Source organism: Kluyvera georgiana ATCC 51603, assembly GCF_001654985.1.
Lineage (GTDB): Bacteria > Pseudomonadota > Gammaproteobacteria > Enterobacterales > Enterobacteriaceae > Kluyvera > Kluyvera georgiana.
This window is the reverse complement of record NZ_LXEU01000081.1, coordinates 62,915-82,935: the sequence shown is the minus strand read 5'-3', so window position 1 is coordinate 82,935 and position 20,021 is coordinate 62,915. Positions and strand designations below refer to the sequence as shown.

Below are 20,021 nucleotides of genomic sequence, written 5' to 3'. Positions count from 1 at the left end.
GTTTTTGAACTTCGCTACTATACGCGCGGGAATGATGGTTTGGAATGGGGAGAAGTAAACGGAGAGTAAATTTTTATGGGCTCGTGCAAGCCCATAGTCTTCGGATGAAAATTTTCAGCGGTAAAAGAAGAAAATCAGCCCCGCAAATAACACCAGATCGGCGATAAGCGGACAAAAACTCCCCTGCCAGTGAATCGACCGCAGGCGGAAGCCCACCCCGTGAATCACGCCCGCGCACACGGACCACATCAGCAGAAACCCATGCCAGATTTCCAGCTCGCTGGTCTTCGCCGCAAAGCGCGACGGATCCCAGAAAATGCAGCCTGCCAGCAGCAGGGCCATAACAAGGGAAAGCGCCCGCAGGGGGCGCTTGTCCATTATCGCGTACAACATTGCGATAACATTTTTCATCAGTGCTTTTCTTCACCCGCGTTGGTCGCTTCGACGTGCTCTAACGCCAGCGCGGTGATCACGCCGAATGCACAGGCAAGAAGCGTTCCCAAAATCCATGCGAAATACCACATATTCAGCTCCTTACTTAGTACAGAGAGTGGGTGTTACGTTCGATGTCTTCTTTGGTAATGCGACCGAACATTTTCCAGTAACACCAGGTGGTGTAGGCCAGAATAATCGGTACGAAGACAATCGCAACATAGGTCATCAGGTTCAGCGTCAACTGGCTGGAGGTCGCATCCCACATGGTCAGGCTCGCGTTCATCATTGTGCTGGAAGGCATAATGAACGGGAACATGGCAATACCGGCGGTCAGAATGATGCACGCCAGCGTCAGCGAGGAGAACAGGAACGCCCATGCCCCTTTGTCCGCTTTGGTGCTAACAATCGTCAGCAGCGGCAGCACTACGCCCAGAGCAGGAATGGCCCACAGCGCCGGCATGTTGTTGAAGTTCACCATCCATGCACCCGCTTCACGCGCCACTTCTTTGGTCAGCGGGTTAGACGGGCCGGTATGATCCAGAACCGATTTCACCACATAACCATCAATGCCGTAGTAAACCCAGACGCCCGCCAGTGCGAAGCACACCAGCGTGACCAGCGCCGCAATCATCGAGACATTACGGGTACGCAGGTGCAGTTCGCCAACGGTACGCATCTGCAGATAGGTTGCCCCCTGCGTCAGGATCATCGCCACGCTGACGATACCGGCCAGCAGACCAAACGGGTTCAGCAGTTGGAAGAAGTTACCGGTGTAGTACAGGCGCATATATTCATCCATATGGAACGGTACGCCCTGCAGCAGGTTACCGAACGCCACGCCAATTACCAGCGGTGGTACGAAGCTACCGATGAAGATGCCCCAGTCCCACATGTTGCGCCAGCGGCTGTCTTCAATCTTCGAGCGGTAGTCGAAGCCGACCGGACGGAAGAACAACGCCGCCAGCACGAGAATCATCGCCACATAGAAGCCGGAGAAGGCCGCGGCATACACCATCGGCCACGCAGCAAACAGCGCGCCGCCGGCGGTGATCAGCCACACCTGGTTACCGTCCCAGTGCGGAGCGATGGAGTTAATCATGATTCGACGCTCGGTGTCGTTACGACCGAGGAAACGGGTGAGCATGCCCACCCCCATGTCGAAGCCGTCGGCGACGGCGAAGCCAATCAGCAGAATGCCGATCAGTAGCCACCAGATAAAACGCAATACTTCATAATCGATCATTTGACGACTCCTGTCTTAGCGTGCCGGCTGAGCGGTAGGCTGCTCATAGTGATAACGACCGGTCTTCAGGCTGCTTGGTCCACGGCGAGCAAATTTGAACATCAGGTACAGCTCGGCCATCAGGAACAGCGTGTACAGACCGCAAATCAGCACCATAGAGAAGATCAGGTCGCCCGCGGTCAGGCTGGAGTTAGCCACCGCCGTTGGCAGCACCTCACCAATCGCCCACGGCTGACGGCCATATTCCGCCACAAACCAGCCGGACTCGATAGCAATCCACGGCAGTGGAATCGCATACAGCGCGGTGCGCAGCAGCCATTTCTTCTGGCCAATCTGGTTACGAATAACCGTCCAGAAGGACACGGCAATAATAGCCAGCATCAGAATGCCGCACGCCACCATGATACGGAAGGCGAAGTACAGCGGTGCAACGCGTGGGATGGAGTCTTTGGTCGCTTTCTGGATCTGCTCTTCCGTCGCGTCGGCCACGTTCGGCGTATAGCGTTTCAGCAGCAGGCCGTAGCCCAGGTCTTTTTTCACGTCGTTAAACTGTTCGCGTACCGCCGGATCGGTTGCGCCTGCGCGCAGCTGCTCGAGCAATGAGTACGCCTTCATGCCGTTACGGATACGCTCTTCGTGCTGCACCAGCAGATCTTTCAGACCGGTAACCTGCTTGTCCACCGAGCGAGTGGCGATGATGCCCAGCGCGTAAGGAATTTGAATCGCGAAATGGTTTTCCTGCGCATCCTGGTCAGGAATACCAAACAGGGTAAAGGCGGCCGGTGCCGGCTGCGTTTCCCACTCGGCTTCGATAGCAGCCAGTTTGGTTTTCTGTACGTCGCCCATCTCATAACCGGATTCATCACCCAGCACGATAACGGAGAGAATAGCCGCCATACCGAAGCTTGCCGCGATAGCAAAAGAGCGCTTCGCAAAGGCGAAGTCGCGGCCGCGCAGCATGTAGTAGGAGCTGATGCCCAGAACGAACATCGCGCCACAAACGTAGCCAGAGGCCACGGTGTGCACGAATTTCACCTGTGCGACCGGGTTCAGGACCAGCTCGGAGAAGCTGACCATTTCCATGCGCATGGTTTCGAAGTTGAAGTCCGAAGCAATCGGGTTCTGCATCCAACCGTTCGCCACCAGAATCCACAGCGCGGAGAGGTTGGAGCCAAGCGCCACCAGCCAGGTAACGGCCATGTGCTGAACTTTACCCAGACGATCCCAACCGAAGAAGAACAGACCTACAAAGGTAGATTCGAGGAAGAAGGCCATCAGACCTTCGATGGCCAGCGGCGCACCGAAGATATCGCCCACGTAGTGGGAATAATAAGACCAGTTGGTCCCGAACTGGAACTCCATGGTCAGACCGGTAGCCACACCCAGCGCAAAGTTGATACCAAACAACTTGCCCCAGAACTTGGTCATATCTTTATAAATCTGTTTGCCGGAAAGGACGTAGACCGTTTCCATGATTGCCAGCAGGAACGCCATACCCAGCGTCAGCGGTACAAACAGGAAGTGGTACATCGCGGTCAAGGCAAACTGTAAGCGCGACAGTTCGACTATATCTAACATCATGACTCCTTGCTCATCGCATGAAGACTCCGAGATTGAACCCGTTACCCGGGATTCAAACACATGCCCCAATACAAATTGATTTGTTACCCGCCAGGTTGCGATTTCATCCTGAGAGGAAATCATCATCAGCAAAGGTTACAAATACGTTAATAAAAAACCCAAATTGATCCCTCGAATATATTACGCCGTAATAACCCTACAATAAACAGGTTTTTGCTGAACTGTCTTTACGTTTTACGGCGTTGATCAATATATAGCGGAAGGGGTACTTTTCATCCAGTTTGATGCCGAGCAATTAAACGCTTTTTTGCCAATATTTCCAAGCTCTGAGCATTGATATAAGTCAATATTTACGCTCAATGTTGAATATATGTTTCCACAGTTAAACCATGTAGATTGAATGTTAAATTAATGTTTAATTAATGAGCTCTGTAGTTAGCCAAAAGATTTATATGAGAATTATAGGTAATAATATTTAACTTCATCGGCCTCGATAAAAAAATGCTGCCAAACCATGATAATGTTAGTCGGTTCACAGTAATTTTTCGCTAGCACGTATTTCGGTATTTCCTGGTGAATCCTACTTTCCCCCTCCCTGCCCTCCCGGCTACGCATAAATTCAATCTATTAATTCATACGCACTTTAAATGATTGTTAAAAATAATAAATATTGGAATAGTCACTCTAACTTACCAATCTCAATCCGGTCTCCTCTTTCTCGCTAACGCGGAAAGAATAGGTGTAGGGTGCATCGAGTGCTTTACCAGCGGGCATTTGCTACAAGCGGGGCTTAGCGTGAGGTTGCAATAAGCGCCAGACGGCGCTTATTGCTTGTATCAAGCGAGTTTAAGACTAAAGGTTCTGGACTGTCCCGGACGGAACATCGTCGCTATCCCCTGTGCATTTTCCTGCTTAAAATAAGGGACCTCATCCAGCCCTGTTTCATAGCACTGGATAACACGACGGCTATAAGAAACTGCCGCTTCACAGCATGCGCTATCCGAGGGGTTGAAGAGCCGCAGGATAATCTCATCGCGATCTTCTGCCTTTTTTAAGGCGCTAAGCTGACATCCCACCGGAGACATGCTTAACAAACTGTAGCTGTCAGGCACGGTGAATGCGGCCTTGTTCAACTTCATCGCATCCCACGGAATTTTGTTATAGCACAGCATCGGCGTCAGCCAGGCGCGTGCCTGCTGCGCCAATCCGACATTGAGCGGCGTTCCGCTGTAACTAAACAGACTGAAGCGCCCCTGTAATGAACCGCGCACCTGCGAGTCGGGCACCGCCATTTTAATCCCCGAAGGCCTGCCAGGACGTAGCAGTAGATCCTCTTTACCCAGCAGCCCCACCCCACGCAATAGCGTCAACGCAAAGGTTTTTTTGTTATCGCCCAAGACTTCAAACTCGCGCAGCCCCTCGCTAAATACGGCCATGCCGTTACGTCCTTCCTGCAACGCGGCATAGTTGAGCAAGTTCCAGACGGGAAGCGGAGCCTCTTTCCACCCCTCTTCCTGCCACTTGTCCATCGCCTCATCACGAACCGGGCGTTTGATGGAGCCAAACTGCGTATCCGCCAGGACTTCTGAACTGGTAAACGACGTCGGGATAAGCACGCGCACGCGATGGTCGTCAGCCTGATTGTCCAGACGAACGTCCACATCAATCCGTCGACATCCATGGTTGAGCGTGATTTCGATCTCAACTCCCAGCTCACCGTTACGCTGGCGGGCGGCACGCTCGCCCAAATTGGCAGGTACCGCCATACGGTAACGAATCAACGCACGACTTTGCCAGGCCTCGTGGATAACTTCGTGCTGGCAAGCGGACTCGGCTGAAGTGAGCAGCCACTCTTCCCGCGAAGGAGAGTAGTCATATTCATCACCATCATCAGAGCCCTCTTCTATCTCTAAGACGCGGTCGTAGACAATGCCGGAATCTTTGTCGCAAAGCCGTAACGTCCCGTCACGATTCAGATCAATCTGCCAGAAGGCATTTTCCAGCAGTGACTCCGTTGCCGCTGCCGGTAACGCCTGACGTCCAGGCTGGTTCGGTTTGATATACAGCGTGCGGTACCCCATGGAGGGAACGATCTGATTGAGCTGAATATCGTATTCCATAAAGGGTTCATAGTTACCGTAATGTACAATCTGCCGGTCGATAAGGCCTGGATCGAGTTCCCGCGCCTGACGAATGAAATAAGGAATTTCATTGCCTTTGTTGTCGACCAGACGGAACTGACTGGCACGCAAGCGGATTGTCGTATTGATTACCTCTTCGCGCGGCCACGGCATCAGGTTAAACATGACCAGCTTGTCGTCCTCGCTGTGCGCCATATTGTCCGTTATCTTGCGCAGGTAGAAACGAATCAGGTTATCGGCCATGTCTTCAGCGAGGATAAAGCGCGAGACAATTTCACGATGAACCTTGTCGCTACAGCAGCAGCCAATACTGTCGTGAGCGTGGTTCTTTAAGATCTCTTTCCACATTTTCTCCAGCAGGCCATGGTGATATTCAAAGCCGAGACTCCAGGCAAGCGTCGCCAGCGGTTCCAGCAGGTTGATGATTTTATTCTCAATGCGCGCATGGGCGATTTTGATATCCATGCGTGTGGAACCAATGGTGCGGTGTACGCGCATGTATTTGCCGTCGATGAATTCGCCGTGGAGCGTCGCCAGTTCATCACGATGAGCCTCAATTTGCGCAAACACCTCTTCGAAGCGGCTCATTACAAACTGCCGCTGTGGGTAGATCTCCCGCAGTTTATCCATCACCGCAAAGATGTTTTGCTGTAGCGGCATCTGGTCATGGCCGTTCGGCAGCAGGATCTCTTTGGTCACCGAGGCTTTTTCCAGCACCTCAAAGTATTTGTCGAGGCGTTTACGCAGCCCGGCTTCATCCTCCGGTAAGTACTTACCAATCGCATAGCCCAACGGCAGCACCTGAGCGGCAACTTCACTACCGTCCTGGCTTTGCCATAAAAACTCGGTCTTATCGGTACCGTGGCGCTCTGAACAACCACGCCAGAACATCGCGCGGGTGATCCCGAAGCCTTTATAAATGTGCGGTAGCTGCCCGGACATACCAAACGAGTCGGGAAGGTAACCAATCTTCATCGGTTCGCCAAATGCCATGCAGTCGCGGATGCCATACATCAGATTACGAACAATGGACTCACCCGAAACGATAGTGGTATCCGTTTGCGTATACCATGGTCCAATAATCAGTTTTCCGGCCTGGACAAGCGACTTAACGCGCTGCCGATTTTCCGGTTTAACGGCAAAATAGTCCTCCAGTACCGCCGTTTGCCCATCCAACACGTAGTACTTATAGTCGGCATCCTGCTCAAGACGCGTGAGGATCTCTTCCATATTGTTGACCAGTAAAATACGCGACTCTTCCGTCGTGAAATACCACTCTCGATCCCAGTGCATATGCGGCGTTATGTGAACGCGAGATACTGCTTTCATCGTCGTTTCCTGTTTAATCAGTGCTTACGGCATCACGCTGTCGGTGACGTATTTCCCTTTTCTGACCGCCTGACGTCGCCAGAGCAGCAGCACCACGGTGGAAATCAATGTCCCAACCAGCGCTGCACCAAACCAACCTGCCGCGGCGACATAAGCGCTTATTCCGCCATGCTGCAGTAAAAATAAGGAGAAAATCCCGGCGCCAGGCGTTGAGAGGCCAATCTCCATGGCGCCGACAATCGCCCCGGTCGCCATCGACCCCAGGACAAAAGAGCCAATCACGCGAACCGGATCTTCAATCGCCATCGGAATCGCCCCTTCGGTGATCCCCGCCAGCCCCAGCAACCAGGTGGATTTACCGGTCTCAATTTCAAACTGTTTAAACAGATTTGGCGCCAGCACGGTGGACGCGGTGACGGTAAAGGCAGATACCATTTTTACCGACGCGAAGATGGCATAAGGGCCATACACGCCGTTGGCCATCGCCCCCAGACAAAACGCGTAGGCCGCTTTGTTCACCGGGCCACCGAGATCGAACGAGCACATAAAGCCGAGAATCACGCCCAGTAGAAGCGCATTCGCGCCCGATAGCCCATTAAGCCAGGCGGTAAGCGAGTTGTTGATCCAGGCGACGGGTTCGCCAATGACAAACAGCATCAGGCTGCCTGCGGCTAACGTCCCGATCACCGGGTACAGGTAGAAGGTCAGAAAACCGTTAAAGCGGCTGCTGAGGCGAATATGATTCTTCACCCAACGCATGAGGTAACCCGCGATTAAGCCGCCGGCCACCGCACCTAAAAATCCCGCGCCGATCATATTGGCGGCGAGACCCGCGGCAAAACCCGGCGCCAGCGCGGGTTTATCCGCCAGCGAATAGGCGGTATAGGCAGCCAGAACGGGGACCATCAGCGTACCGAGCATGCCGCCACCCAGCTTGCGGTACATCCACAGCCAGGAGTTTTCAAGATCGAAGAGATGCTGCAGGCCAAAGATTTGCGCCAGCAGTACCGTCACCGCCAGCACCGTCCCGCCGGCGACAATCAGCGGCACCGCAAATGATATTCCGCTAAGCAGCGCCTGCTTCAGTTCGGCCTTCACCCCTTTTTTCACCGTCTCCTGCGGCTGAGCGATTCTATTACCTGGCGTCGGTTCCAGCGCCAGCGCGCGTTCAATCAGCGCCTCGGCATGGCGCAGCGGTTCGGCAACCGGGACTGAAATAGCCGGAATGCCGCTAAATCGTTCGCTCTCTTTAATCGCCACTTCCGCCGCAAAAATACAGGCTCGCGCATCATTCAGCTGTTGCGCGGTGAGGCGGCCCTCAATACCGTTGGCCCCCTGTTTTTCCACCACCACGTTGACGCCCATCCGGCGTCCCGCTTTTTCCAGATACTCCGCCGCCATATAGGTGTGGGCGATACCCGCCGGGCAGGCGGTGACACAAACAATTGTCGGTGCGTTGGCGCTGAGCGCAGCGACGCTTTTTTCTGGCTCAGCATCCAGCGCCGCCAGCAGCGCCTCGGGACTGTCGGCAGCCATCACCCGGCGTCGTACCTCATCATCGGCCAGACGGGTAGTCAGATCGGTCAGAATCTGGATATGCGTCGATCCCGCTTCTGCCGGCGGGATAGCCAGCAAAAAAATCAGCTCGACCGGTTCAGGGCCATCGACCCCTTCCCAGGCCAGCGGCTCACGTAACGTCGCTACCGCAAACGCTGCTTCTTTCACCGCCGCGGTCTTACCATGCGGCACCGCCAGTCCTTCACCAAGGGCGGTAGGCCCCAGCGATTCCCGTTCGAATACTTCCGCAAGATAAGCGTCCGCATCGGTAATTTTTCCCAGTTCAACCAGCCGCTGCGCAAGCTGGCGAATCGCATCGTCGCGATCGGTAAAGCGGGCGTTTAGGCAAACCGCACGAGGGTGGGACAGGGTCGTCAGGTTCATCATGATCCTCACTGAATTGTCGTTATAGTGTGCAGCGATTGTGTCAGACAATATAATACATTTTAGTGATCAATTTCACTAACTGGCAATAATTTGTATTTGATTTGTATTATTTACTATTACGGAGATGTCGGCATAATTTGCCTGAAAGGTATTAACCACCTCATAGCAAAGCGAAAACTGATGAGTAAAAAACCGATGTATCGCCAGATAGCCGATGAACTGCGGGCGCAAATCACACGCGGCGAGCTAAAGCCGGGTGATGCCCTGCCGACCGAGTCTGCGCTACAGGCGGCCTTTCAGGTCAGCCGCGTCACCGTCAGACAAGCGCTAAAGCTGCTCACCGATCAGGAGATCATTGAGAGCATCCAGGGCAGCGGATCCTATGTCAAAGAAGAGCGCGTCAATTACGACATCTATCAGCTCACCAGCTTTTATGAAAAATTGGCCGATCGCCAGGTTGAGACGCATAGCGAAGTGAAAGTGTTTGAGGTTATTCCGGCAGGAGAGGCGCTGGCGGAACACCTCCAGCTCGCCGCCACGGATAAGGTCTGGCACGTCAAGCGGGTGCGATTCATCAAACAAAAAGCGGTCACCCTTGAAGAGACGTGGATGCCCCTCGCCCTCTTTGCCGATCTCACCTGGGAGGTCATGGAAAACTCGAAGTATCACTATATTGAAACGATCAAAAAGATGGTTATCGATCGCAGCGAGCAAGAGCTTATCCCGGTGATCCCAAACGAGGAGACGGTCGCTATGCTGGGGATTGCGCCGGGGAAACCGGTGCTGGAGAAAATTTCTCGCGGATTCCTTCAGGATGGACGGGTGTTTGAATATAGCCGCAATACCTTCAAAAGCGACGACTATAAATTTACGCTGGTGGCCAGACGACGCCATTAAAAAAGGCCGCCCAGGGGCGGCCAACCATGTCGAAATTAGACATATAACGCTCCCTACTCCCTGTATGCAGCGGGAATTCGGTGAGGGAGCAGAGAGGATTACTTAATGATGGACTTCAGCGCTTCGCCAATGTCAGCCAGGCTGCGAACCGTCTTCACACCAGCCGCTTCCAGAGCAGCGAATTTCTCATCAGCGGTACCTTTACCACCGGCAATGATGGCGCCCGCGTGGCCCATACGTTTGCCTTTTGGCGCGGTCACGCCCGCGATATAGCCAACAACCGGCTTGGTCACGTGTTCTTTAATATAAGCAGCCGCTTCTTCTTCTGCGCTACCGCCGATCTCACCGATCATCACGATCGCTTCAGTCTGCGGATCTTCCTGGAACAGCTTCAGGATGTCGATGAAGTTAGAGCCCGGAATCGGGTCGCCGCCGATACCGACACAGGTAGACTGGCCGAAACCGTAGTCGGTGGTCTGCTTAACCGCTTCATAGGTCAGGGTACCGGAACGGGAAACGATGCCCACTTTACCCGGCTTGTGAATGTGACCCGGCATGATGCCGATTTTGCATTCGCCCGGGGTGATCACGCCTGGGCAGTTCGGGCCGATCATGCGCACGCCCGCTTCGTCCAGCTTCACCTTCACGGTCAGCATATCCAGGGTCGGGATACCTTCAGTGATGGTGATAATCAGTTTGATGCCTGCATCAATCGCTTCCAGGATGGAGTCTTTGCAGAACGGTGCCGGAACGTAGATCACGGTGGCGGTTGCGCCAGTCGCTTCTACCGCTTCACGCACTGTGTTAAACACCGGCAGACCCAGGTGAGTGGTGCCGCCTTTGCCCGGCGTTACGCCGCCAACCATCTGCGTACCGTAAGCAATCGCTTGTTCAGAGTGGAAAGTCCCCTGGCTACCGGTGAAGCCCTGACAGATAACCTTGGTATCTTTATTAATTAAAACTGACATTATTTCCCCTCCACTGCGGCAACAACCTGCTGAGCTGCATCCGTCAGACTTTTCGCTGCAATAATATTCAGGCCGCTATCAGCCAGTTTTTTCGCGCCGAGCTCGGCGTTGTTGCCTTCCAGACGTACGACAACCGGGACGTTAACGCCCACTTCGGCTACCGCGCCGATGATACCGTCAGCGATCAGGTCGCAACGTACGATACCGCCGAAGATGTTAACCAGTACGGCTTTTACATTGTCATCGGAGAGGATAATTTTGAACGCTTCGGTCACGCGCTCTTTGGTTGCGCCGCCGCCCACGTCGAGGAAGTTAGCCGGTTCGCCGCCGTGCAGTTTAACGATATCCATGGTGCCCATTGCCAGGCCCGCGCCGTTAACCATACAGCCGATGTTGCCGTCCAGCGCAACGTAGTTCAGTTCCCACTGCGCCGCCTGCGCTTCACGCGGATCTTCCTGAGACTGGTCGCGCATTTCGCGCAGGTCAGCCTGGCGGAACAGCGCGTTGCCGTCAGCGCCCAGTTTACCGTCGAGGCAGATCAGGTCGCCCTGCTTGGTCACCACCAGCGGGTTGATTTCGATCAGCGCCAGATCGCGCTCGAGGAAGATAGTCGCCAGACCCATGAAGATCTTGGTGAACTGCTGAACCTGTTTACCTTCCAGACCCAGTTTGAACGCCAGCTCACGACCCTGGTAAGGCATCGGGCCTGCCAGCGGATCCAGCGCCACTTTGTGGATCAGGTGCGGGGTTTCTTCCGCCACTTTTTCAATTTCTACGCCGCCTTCGGTAGAGGCCATAAAGACCACGCGACGGGAGCTACGGTCGACTACCGCGCCCAGGTACAGCTCTTTACCGATGTCGGTAGCGGCTTCAACCAGAATCTGGTTAACCGGCTGACCGTGTGCGTCCGTTTGGTAAGTCACCAGACGTTTGCCCAGCCAATGTTCAGCGAAAGCGCGAATGTCTTCTTTGGAGTTAACGACCTTCACACCGCCCGCTTTACCGCGGCCACCAGCGTGAACCTGACATTTCACTACCCACGGGCCAGCGCCGATTTTTGAAGCGGCTTCTTCTGCTTCGCGCGGAGTAGTACAGGCATAACCCACCGGAGCCGGTAAGCCATAGCGGGCAAAGAGTTGTTTTGCCTGATATTCATGTAAGTTCATGTGTTCTATCCATCCTATAAAATGTTGTTGAGTTGTGGTCTGGATCTTTTAGTTCTGCATAGCACAGAGTAGGCCTCCTCCCCGCACGGGGAGAGAGGCCGCTAACATCACTACACGTCCAGCAGCAGACGGGTTGGATCTTCCAGCAACTCTTTAATTGCCACCAGGAAGCCTACAGACTCGCGCCCATCGATCAGACGGTGGTCATAGGACAGTGCCAGGTACATCATCGGCAGAATTTCTACTTTGCCATCCACCGCCATCGGGCGGTCTTTAATGGCATGCATACCCAGAATCGCGCTCTGAGGCGGGTTGATGATCGGGGTAGACATCAGGGAACCAAAGACGCCGCCGTTGGTAATGGTGAAGTTACCGCCGGTCAGATCTTCTACGGTCAGCTTACCGTCACGGCCTTTAACAGCCAGCTCTTTGATGTTCTTCTCGATGTCAGCCATGCCTAGAGCATCCACATCACGCAGGACCGGCGTCACCAGGCCGCGTGGCGTCGAAACGGCCATGCTTACATCGAAGTAGTTGTGGTAAACCACGTCATCGCCATCGATAGAAGCGTTCACTTCCGGATAGCGTTTCAGCGCTTCAACCACCGCCTTCACGTAGAAGGACATGAAGCCCAGACGAATACCGTGGCGTTTTTCAAACGCGTCACCGTACTGCTTACGCAGGTCCATGATCGGTTTCATGTTCACTTCGTTGAAGGTGGTCAGCATCGCGGTGGAGTTTTTCGCTTCCAGCAGACGCTCGGCAACGCGCTTACGCAGACGGGTCATCGGAACGCGTTTTTCGGAGCGGCCAGCCAGCGGCGCAACCGGCGCAGCGGCCGGAACCGGTGCTGCAGCGGCTTTCGCCGGTGCTTTTGCCAGGTGCTTCGCAACGTCTTCACGGGTCAGACGGCCACCGACGCCGGTGCCTTTAATGGCGTTGGCATCGAGGTTGTGCTCAGCCAGCAGGCGACGGATCGCCGGGCTGAGCGCCTCGTTATTTTGCTCTTCCAGCGACGCCTGCTGACGCTGAGCCGGGGTAGACTCTTTGCTGTCAGCCTTGACGCTGGTTTCTTTACCCGCGCTGTTGCCTTCACGCAGGCGACCGAGGATCTGACGGGAAGTGACGGTGGTGCCTTCATCTTCCAGAACGGCATCAAGGATACCATCTGCCGACGCCGGTACTTCCAGTACCACTTTGTCAGTTTCGATTTCTACCAGCACTTCATCACGCACTACCGCATCGCCCGGTTTTTTATGCCAGGTGGCCACGGTCGCATCTGCTACGGATTCAGGCAGGTCAGGGACCAGAATATCTACGCTACTCATTATGTATCCTTAATTAATCGACGTTCAGCGCGTCATTGACCAGATCTTGTTGCTGCTTCTGGTGAACGGACATATACCCTACCGCCGGTGAGGCGGAGGCCGGGCGACCTGCGTAACGCAGAGCGGCCCCAAATGGAACTACTTCACGGAAATGATGCTGGCTGCAGTACCAGGCGCCCTGGTTCAGCGGCTCTTCCTGGCACCAGACAAAATCATGCACGTGAGCAAATGGTTTCAGTGCTTCCTGTACCGCCTGGTGCGGGAACGGATACAGCTGTTCAATACGCACGATAGCGACATCTTTCTGGTCGTTTTTGCGACGCTGTTCCAGCAGGTCGTAGTACACCTTACCAGAGCACAGCACCACGCGTTTCACCGCTTTCGGATCCAGTTCGTCAATCTCGCCGATGGCCGGCATAAAGGTGCCATTCGCCAGTTCGTCGAGCGAAGAGACCGCCAGCGGGTGACGCAGCAGCGACTTCGGCGACATCACCACCAGCGGACGACGCATCCCGCGCAGCGCCTGACGACGCAGCATGTGATACACCTGAGCCGGGGTAGACGGCACGCAAACCTGCATGTTCTGCTGAGCGCAAAGCTGCAGATAACGTTCCAGACGCGCGGAGGAGTGCTCCGGCCCCTGGCCTTCATAACCGTGCGGCAGCAGCATCGCCAGACCGCACATACGGCCCCATTTCTGCTCGCCGGAGGAGATGAACTGGTCAATCACCACCTGCGCACCGTTGGCGAAGTCGCCGAACTGCGCTTCCCAGATGGTCAGCGTGCGCGGCTCAGCCGTCGCGTAGCCATATTCGAACGCCAGTACCGCTTCTTCAGACAGCACGGAGTCCCACACTTTAAAGTCGCCCTGGCCGTTGTGTACGTGCTGCAGCGGCGTGTAGGTAGAACCGTTAGTCTGGTTGTGAATCACCGCGTGACGGTGGAAGAAGGTACCGCGACCGGCATCTTCACCGGACAGACGCACCGGAACGCCTTCATCAACCAGCGTGGCGTACGCCAGGTTTTCCGCACCGCCCCAGTCAAACAGCTTCTCGCCCGCCGCCATCGCCTGACGGTCGCCGTAGATTTTCGCGACGCGAGACTGCATTTCCACGCCTTCCGGCACGGTGCTGATACGGTTAGCCAACTCCTGCAGACGCTTCATGTCAACCTTGTTCGGGTAGCTTTCGTCCCACTCATGGTTGAGGTACGGCGACCAGGTAAAGGAGTGCAGGTTCATCGGACGCCACTCTTTCACCACGCATTCGCCCGCGTCCAGCGCGTCGCGATACAGGTTAACCATCTCGGTGGCATCTTCCAGCGTCGCGACGTTGTCCGCTTCCAGCTTGTCAGCATAGATTTTGCGCGGGGTCGGATGCTTTTTGATTTTCTGGTACATCAGCGGCTGGGTTGCGCTCGGCTCGTCGGCTTCGTTGTGGCCGTGACGGCGGTAGCACACCAGATCGATGAACACATCGCGTTTGAAGGTATTACGGAAGTCCAGCGCCAGTCGGGTGACGAAAGCGACCGCTTCCGGATCATCCGCGTTAACGTGGAAAATCGGCGCCTGCACCATCTTACCGATGTCGGTACAGTACGGGGTAGAACGCGCATCCAGCGGGTTAGAGGTGGTGAAGCCCACCTGGTTGTTGATAACGATGCGAACGGTACCGCCCACTTCATAACCACGCGCTTTGGACATGTTCAGGGTTTCCTGAACCACACCCTGACCGGTGACTGCGGCGTCACCGTGGATGGTGATCGGCAGAACCATGTTGCTGCTCGGCTCGTCGAGGCGATCCAGACGCGCACGCACGGAACCCATCACCACCGGGCTAACGATTTCGAGGTGCGACGGGTTAAACGCCAGCGCCAGGTGCACCAGGCCACCTTCGGTTTCGATGTCGGAGGAGAAGCCCATGTGGTACTTCACGTCACCGGTGCCGAGGTGTTCTTTATGTTTGCCGGAGAATTCGTCGAACAGTTCCTGGGACTGTTTACCCAGTACGTTGATCAACACGTTCAGACGACCACGGTGCGCCATACCCAGCACCACTTCACGCGTGCCACTCTTGCCCGCATGGCGGATCATCTCTTTGAGCATCGGCACCAGCGCGTCGCCGCCTTCCAGCGAGAAGCGTTTGGCTCCCGGGAACTTCGCCCCCAGGTAGCGTTCCAGACCTTCCGCGGCGGTCAGCTCGCTCAGGAAGCGCTTTTTCTCTTCCGCGGTAAAGGTGGCATGCCCCGCCTCAAAACGCTGCTGAATCCAACGTTTTTCTTCGGTGCTGGTAATGTGCATATATTCCGCGCCGATGTGGCCGCAGTAGGTTTGCTTGAGCGCGTCAATCAGATCGCCGAGCTTCATCGTCTCTTTGCCGATGGCAAAAGAACCTACGTTAAAGCTCTCCTGGAAGTCGGCCTCAGTCAGATCGTGGAAAGCGGGATCTAAATCAGCGACTCTATCCTGCTGCCACAGTCCCAGCGGATCGAGATTCGCATGCTGGTGACCACGGAAGCGGTAAGCGTTGATAAGCTGCAGGACTTTAACCTGCTTCGCATTCGTGTCAGGGTCGGAAATCGAAGAGGAGTAACGTGAGGCATCCTTCGCCAGACGACGGAAATAATCACGCGTTTTAGAATGAAATTGATCCGGTTTGACTCCGGTACCAGGTAACTGCTGGAACATTGAACGCCAGTGAGCGTCGACAGAGTCAGGATCGGTTAAGAAGTCTTCATAGAGCTGTTCTATCCAGCTCTGGTTAGCACCAGAGAGGTAAGAAGAGTCCAGCCAGGCTTTCATTGCGCCGTTCTGCATCGTGATCCCTTAAGCATTTTATGCTTATTTCGCCGTGGATAACTACGACGTACGCCGGTAAAGCACACGTCCCAGGGTTCACTTGCGAGCTCTTGTATCTGCACTGGCCCGCGAAGGAACCTTTAGAAACTGTCTTAAGAGTTTTTTACTCTCACCCTTCCCCTCTCTCAGAGGAAGTGCATGTGGCAGTTTTTAAAGGTTTCCTGCATGTTTGTTGCCTGATGGCGCTTCGCTTATCTGGCCTACGGGGATGTAGGCCGGATAAAACGGTACGTCGCCATCCGGCAACAACGACTACTTACGCACTACGTTGCAGCAGCATCGACTTAATATGGCCGATGGCGCGCGTCGGGTTCAGCCCCTTAGGACATACACTGACGCAGTTCATGATGCTATGGCAGCGGAATACGCTGAAAGCGTCACTTAATCCTTCCAGACGGCTGTCGGTTTCGGTATCGCGGCTGTCAATCAGGAAACGATACGCGGCCAACAGGCCTGCCGGGCCGATAAACTTGTCCGGATTCCACCAGAACGACGGACAAGAGGTTGAACAACATGCGCAGAGAATACACTCGTACAGACCGTCGAGCTTCTCACGCTGCTCCGGCATCTGCAGATGCTCACGAGCCGGAGGATTTTGCCCATTATTCAATAAGTAAGGCTTAATCTTCTCATATTGTGCATAGAATTGCCCCATGTCTACCACCAAATCGCGGATAACCGGCAATCCAGGCAGTGGACGGATAACAATTTTCTTACCCGGCTGATTCAGCGCGGAGATCGGCGTGATGCATGCCAGACCGTTTTTCCCGTTCATGTTCAGACCATCAGAACCACAAACCCCTTCACGGCAGGAGCGGCGGAACGACAGGCTCGGATCTTTTTCTTTCAGCTGGATTAACGCATCCAGCAGCATCATATCGCGACCTTCTTCCGCTTCCAGGGTGTAATCCTGCATGCGCGGAGCATCGTCTACGTCCGGGTTATAACGATAAACTGAAAACTCGAGTTTCATTTTCCTGTCTCCGCATTAATAAGTACGAATCTTCGGCGGGAATGCCGGACGCAGTTTCGGTTCCATATTGACGCTACGACGCGTCATAGACTCCGACTCTGGCAGATACAGGGAATGGCACAGCCAGTTTTCATCATCACGCTCCGGGAAGTCGAAGCGGCTATGCGCGCCACGGCTCTCGGTACGGAAATTGGCGGACATCGCGGTGGCGAAAGCCGTTTCCATCAGGTTATCCAGTTCCAGGCACTCAACGCGCTGGGTGTTGAACTCGCTGGAGGTATCATCCAGACGGGCATTTTTCAGGCGCTCGCGGATGGCTTTCAGCTGTTCAAGGCCTTTGGCCATCGCATCACCTTCACGGAATACCGAGAAGTTGTGCTGCATACATTCCTGCAGCGCTTTGCGAATTTCGACCGGGTCTTCACCGTTACGGTTACCGTTCCAACGGTTCAGGCGTTCCAGAGAAGCGTCAATCTCTTCTTCGGTAGCGTCACGCAGTACGCCCTGCTCGGCGATAGATTCCTGCAGATGCAGACCCACCGCACGACCAAACACCACCAGATCCAGCAGCGAGTTACCGCCCAGACGGTTAGCACCGTGTACCGATACGCAGGCAATTTCACCGACCGCGAACAGGCCAGGAATCACCACGTCTTCGCCCTGCTCGTTCACCGTCAACGCCTGGCCGCTCACTTTGGTCGGAATACCGCCCATCATGTAGTGGCAGGTTGGGATAACCGGAATCGGTTCTTTAACCGGATCAACGTGCGCGAAGGTACGAGACAGTTCCAGAATGCCCGGCAGACGGGATTCCAGCACCTCTTTACCCAGGTGATCCAGCTTCAGTTTAGCGTGTGGGCCCCACGGGCCGTCACAGCCGCGGCCTTCACGGATTTCGATCATGATGGAACGCGCCACCACGTCACGACCCGCCAGGTCTTTCGCGTTCGGCGCATAACGCTCCATGAAGCGCTCGCCGTGTTTGTTCAGCAGGTAACCACCTTCACCACGGCAGCCTTCGGTGACCAGCACGCCCGCGCCGGCGATACCGGTCGGGTGGAACTGCCACATTTCCATATCCTGCACCGGAACGCCGGCACGAATAGCCATACCCACGCCGTCACCGGTATTAATGTGGGCGTTGGTGGTGGACTGGTAAATACGGCCTGCGCCGCCGGTTGCCAGCACGGTTGCGCGGGCTTTGAAGTACACCACTTCACCGGTTTCGATACACAGCGCGGTACAACCGACGATGGCGCCATCGGCGTTTTTCACCAGGTCCAGCGCGTACCACTCGGAGAAAATCGTGGTGTGGTTTTTCAAATTCTGTTGATACAGCGTGTGCAGCAGAGCGTGACCGGTACGGTCAGCCGCCGCCGCGGTACGTGCCGCCTGCTCGCCGCCGAAGTTCTTCGACTGGCCGCCAAACGGACGTTGGTAGATGGTCCCATTCTCCAGACGGGAGAACGGCAGGCCCATATGATCCAGCTCCAGAATCGCTTCCGGGCCGGTCTTACACATATATTCAATCGCGTCCTGGTCACCAATATAGTCCGACCCTTTTACGGTGTCGTACATGTGCCATTCCCAGTTATCTTCATGGGTATTACCGAGCGCCACGGTGATGCCACCCTGCGCGGATACGGTATGGGAACGGGTTGGGAACACTTTAGACAGCAGCGCACAAGTCTGGCCGCTCTGGGAAATTTGCAGCGCCGCGCGCATACCTGCGCCACCGGCACCAATCACTACAGCATCAAATTCTCTGACTGGCAGTTTCATCACACACCCCACACCACAACAAATCCATAGATAACGTAAACCAGCAGCGCAACAACAATTACCAGTTGCAGCGTCAGGCGCAGAGCCAGCGGTTTAACGTAGTCGGTCAACACCTGCCACATGCCGATCCAGGCATGAATCAAGATTGAGAACAGAGCCAGCAGGGTGAACACTTTAGTGAACGCAGAGGCAAAGAAACCGCTCCAGATTTCCCAGGTCACTTCACCGTGCGTCGCAAAAAAGCCCACCATGTAGATGATGTACAGAGTCAGGACAATGGCGGTGGCGCGGACGAGGATGAAGTCATGTACGCCGTTGCGTCCTAATGCTGAGGCGTTGCTTACCATACGAGGACTCCTGCAAGAATTGAAAGCACGACTGTAATAACGAAAGAAATTTTGGCAGAGCGCTGACCGGCTTCGAGGGTTTCTTCGATATAACCGAAATCCATTAACACGTGACGGATACCCACAACGGCGTGGTAGGCCAGCGCAGTGAGGATGCCCCACATAATGAATTTAACGAAGAAACTGCTCATGATGGAGGAAGCGGTCAGGAAGCCTTCCGGGGAGGAGAGACTGGTGCCCAGCAGCCATAGCAGAATGCCCACCGCCACAAACGTAATCACGCCGGAAACGCGATGAAGAATGGACGCTATCGCTGTTATAGGGAACCGGATTGTTGTCAAATCCAGATTGACAGGTCTTTGTTTTTTCACATTTCTTATCATGAATAACGCCCACATGCTGTTCTTATTATTTCCTTCCTCCGGTCTGCAGGCGGGTCAAGCAGCGTCCTTTCTATAACTTCGCGTCATGGTTAAATCTGCTTCCAGATGCTAAAACGACGCGCTACAACGCTGGGTGGCTCGGGATTGCAGGGAGTTCCGGAGACCTGGCGGCAGTATAGGCTGTTCACAAAATCATTACAATTAACCTACATATAGTTTGTCTGGTTTTATGCAGAACAGTGATCACGCTCACGATTAAAACAATTTTTTAAAAATTAATCACGTGATTTGACAAATATTAAACATTATTGTTACAACCATCACCTGTAAAAGCATATAATGCTCAAAAGTTATGGGGGCACTCTTTCACCTGATAATAAGTTATGTAACAGTGTGATTGGGTTGACCTGGCCTGGCTGTAACGTTATTAGTGTTTGTTCAGGTTTGAATCATTGGATTGCTAAGACCCTGATTTGCTGTTGTTTCACTGTAGATTAGACGTGCACCGTCAAGCGCCCTTGCTCTGTACCCTTGCTTTATCTCTACAGCAGAGCCGTGAGCCAAATAACAAACTGGCACCGTCGAAATATTTTTTGAATTGCAAATCCGGCATCCGGCAGTCTTAAGCAAAAAGGCGCTAAGGAGAC

General features: G+C 54.5%; 15 protein-coding genes. 1 reads left to right on the top strand and 14 read right to left on the bottom strand.

The window, feature by feature from the left end; genetic code table 11:
* Positions 1-114: 114 nt before the first annotated feature.
* The 6 genes from ybgE to mngA all read right to left on the bottom strand — a co-directional run bounded on the left by ybgE (position 115) and on the right by mngA (position 8,670).
* The gene (ybgE, locus tag M989_RS20430; RefSeq protein WP_064548348.1) at positions 115-411 is read right to left on the bottom strand and encodes a cyd operon protein YbgE; all 297 of its coding nucleotides are present in this window, start codon (positions 409-411) and stop codon (positions 115-117) included.
* Positions 411-524, bottom strand: coding sequence for a cytochrome bd-I oxidase subunit CydX (cydX, locus tag M989_RS20425; RefSeq protein ID WP_062775086.1), 114 nt, complete (start codon positions 522-524; stop codon positions 411-413). The genes ybgE and cydX overlap by 1 nt, the downstream gene beginning before the upstream one ends.
* Positions 525-538: 14 nt before the next feature.
* Positions 539-1,678, bottom strand: a complete 1,140-nt coding sequence (gene cydB / locus M989_RS20420; RefSeq protein WP_064548346.1) for a cytochrome d ubiquinol oxidase subunit II — start codon at positions 1,676-1,678, stop codon at positions 539-541.
* Positions 1,679-1,693: 15 nt separating this feature from the next.
* Complete coding sequence (gene cydA / locus M989_RS20415; RefSeq protein WP_064548344.1) at positions 1,694-3,256, bottom strand: cytochrome ubiquinol oxidase subunit I; 1,563 nt, start codon at positions 3,254-3,256, stop codon at positions 1,694-1,696.
* A gap of 839 nt (positions 3,257-4,095) precedes the next feature.
* The gene (mngB, locus tag M989_RS20410) at positions 4,096-6,729 is read right to left on the bottom strand and encodes a mannosylglycerate hydrolase (protein WP_064548342.1); all 2,634 of its coding nucleotides are present in this window, start codon (positions 6,727-6,729) and stop codon (positions 4,096-4,098) included.
* 24 nt (positions 6,730-6,753) lie between these two features.
* Positions 6,754-8,670, bottom strand: a complete 1,917-nt coding sequence (gene mngA, locus M989_RS20405) for a PTS 2-O-a-mannosyl-D-glycerate transporter subunit IIABC (RefSeq protein WP_064548340.1) — start codon at positions 8,668-8,670, stop codon at positions 6,754-6,756.
* A 183-nt stretch (positions 8,671-8,853) separates the two neighbouring features.
* Between mngA and M989_RS20400 the strand changes: the two genes are divergently transcribed.
* Complete coding sequence (locus M989_RS20400) at positions 8,854-9,570, top strand: GntR family transcriptional regulator (protein WP_064548338.1); 717 nt, start codon at positions 8,854-8,856, stop codon at positions 9,568-9,570.
* 98 nt (positions 9,571-9,668) lie between these two features.
* Here M989_RS20400 and sucD read toward each other — a convergent pair whose 3' ends face one another.
* The 8 genes from sucD to sdhC all read right to left on the bottom strand — a co-directional run bounded on the left by sucD (position 9,669) and on the right by sdhC (position 19,389).
* Positions 9,669-10,538 carry a succinate--CoA ligase subunit alpha gene (sucD, locus tag M989_RS20395; protein WP_008501094.1) on the bottom strand — a complete coding sequence of 290 codons (870 nt, stop codon included), beginning with the start codon at positions 10,536-10,538 and terminating at the stop codon, positions 9,669-9,671.
* Complete coding sequence (sucC, locus tag M989_RS20390; protein WP_003022927.1) at positions 10,538-11,704, bottom strand: ADP-forming succinate--CoA ligase subunit beta; 1,167 nt, start codon at positions 11,702-11,704, stop codon at positions 10,538-10,540. Before sucC ends, sucD begins: the two co-directional genes overlap by 1 nt.
* A gap of 110 nt (positions 11,705-11,814) precedes the next feature.
* Complete coding sequence (gene odhB, locus M989_RS20385) at positions 11,815-13,032, bottom strand: 2-oxoglutarate dehydrogenase complex dihydrolipoyllysine-residue succinyltransferase (RefSeq protein ID WP_064548336.1); 1,218 nt, start codon at positions 13,030-13,032, stop codon at positions 11,815-11,817.
* Between the two features lie 13 nt (positions 13,033-13,045).
* Positions 13,046-15,847 (bottom strand): 2-oxoglutarate dehydrogenase E1 component, encoded by a 2,802-nt coding sequence (sucA, locus tag M989_RS20380; protein WP_064548334.1) that lies wholly within the window; start codon positions 15,845-15,847, stop codon positions 13,046-13,048.
* Between the two features lie 298 nt (positions 15,848-16,145).
* Positions 16,146-16,862: a succinate dehydrogenase iron-sulfur subunit SdhB gene (gene sdhB, locus M989_RS20375; RefSeq protein WP_064548333.1), complete on the bottom strand. Its 717-nt coding sequence runs from the start codon at positions 16,860-16,862 to the stop codon at positions 16,146-16,148.
* Between the two features lie 15 nt (positions 16,863-16,877).
* Positions 16,878-18,644: a succinate dehydrogenase flavoprotein subunit gene (gene sdhA / locus M989_RS20370; RefSeq protein ID WP_064548330.1), complete on the bottom strand. Its 1,767-nt coding sequence runs from the start codon at positions 18,642-18,644 to the stop codon at positions 16,878-16,880.
* Positions 18,644-18,991 carry a succinate dehydrogenase membrane anchor subunit gene (sdhD, locus tag M989_RS20365; protein WP_064548328.1) on the bottom strand — a complete coding sequence of 116 codons (348 nt, stop codon included), beginning with the start codon at positions 18,989-18,991 and terminating at the stop codon, positions 18,644-18,646. The genes sdhA and sdhD overlap by 1 nt, the downstream gene beginning before the upstream one ends.
* Positions 18,985-19,389, bottom strand: a complete 405-nt coding sequence (gene sdhC / locus M989_RS20360; RefSeq protein WP_035892718.1) for a succinate dehydrogenase cytochrome b556 subunit — start codon at positions 19,387-19,389, stop codon at positions 18,985-18,987. Before sdhC ends, sdhD begins: the two co-directional genes overlap by 7 nt.
* Positions 19,390-20,021: the final 632 nt, after the last annotated feature.

Bases quoted from the DNA above. Each gene is read 5' to 3' on its own strand.
- ybgE (WP_064548348.1), bottom strand. From the start codon at position 411: ATGAAAAATGTTATCGCAATGTTGTACGCGATAATGGACAAGCGCCCC.
- cydX (WP_062775086.1), bottom strand. From the start codon at position 524: ATGTGGTATTTCGCATGGATTTTGGGAACGCTTCTTGCCTGTGCATTC.
- cydB (WP_064548346.1), bottom strand. From the start codon at position 1,678: ATGATCGATTATGAAGTATTGCGTTTTATCTGGTGGCTACTGATCGGC.
- cydA (WP_064548344.1), bottom strand. From the start codon at position 3,256: ATGTTAGATATAGTCGAACTGTCGCGCTTACAGTTTGCCTTGACCGCG.
- mngB (WP_064548342.1), bottom strand. From the start codon at position 6,729: ATGAAAGCAGTATCTCGCGTTCACATAACGCCGCATATGCACTGGGAT.
- mngA (WP_064548340.1), bottom strand. From the start codon at position 8,670: ATGAACCTGACGACCCTGTCCCACCCTCGTGCGGTTTGCCTAAACGCC.
- M989_RS20400 (WP_064548338.1), top strand. From the start codon at position 8,854: ATGAGTAAAAAACCGATGTATCGCCAGATAGCCGATGAACTGCGGGCG.
- sucD (WP_008501094.1), bottom strand. From the start codon at position 10,538: ATGTCAGTTTTAATTAATAAAGATACCAAGGTTATCTGTCAGGGCTTC.
- sucC (WP_003022927.1), bottom strand. From the start codon at position 11,704: ATGAACTTACATGAATATCAGGCAAAACAACTCTTTGCCCGCTATGGC.
- odhB (WP_064548336.1), bottom strand. From the start codon at position 13,032: ATGAGTAGCGTAGATATTCTGGTCCCTGACCTGCCTGAATCCGTAGCA.
- sucA (WP_064548334.1), bottom strand. From the start codon at position 15,847: ATGCAGAACGGCGCAATGAAAGCCTGGCTGGACTCTTCTTACCTCTCT.
- sdhB (WP_064548333.1), bottom strand. From the start codon at position 16,862: ATGAAACTCGAGTTTTCAGTTTATCGTTATAACCCGGACGTAGACGAT.
- sdhA (WP_064548330.1), bottom strand. From the start codon at position 18,644: ATGAAACTGCCAGTCAGAGAATTTGATGCTGTAGTGATTGGTGCCGGT.
- sdhD (WP_064548328.1), bottom strand. From the start codon at position 18,991: ATGGTAAGCAACGCCTCAGCATTAGGACGCAACGGCGTACATGACTTC.
- sdhC (WP_035892718.1), bottom strand. From the start codon at position 19,389: ATGTGGGCGTTATTCATGATAAGAAATGTGAAAAAACAAAGACCTGTC.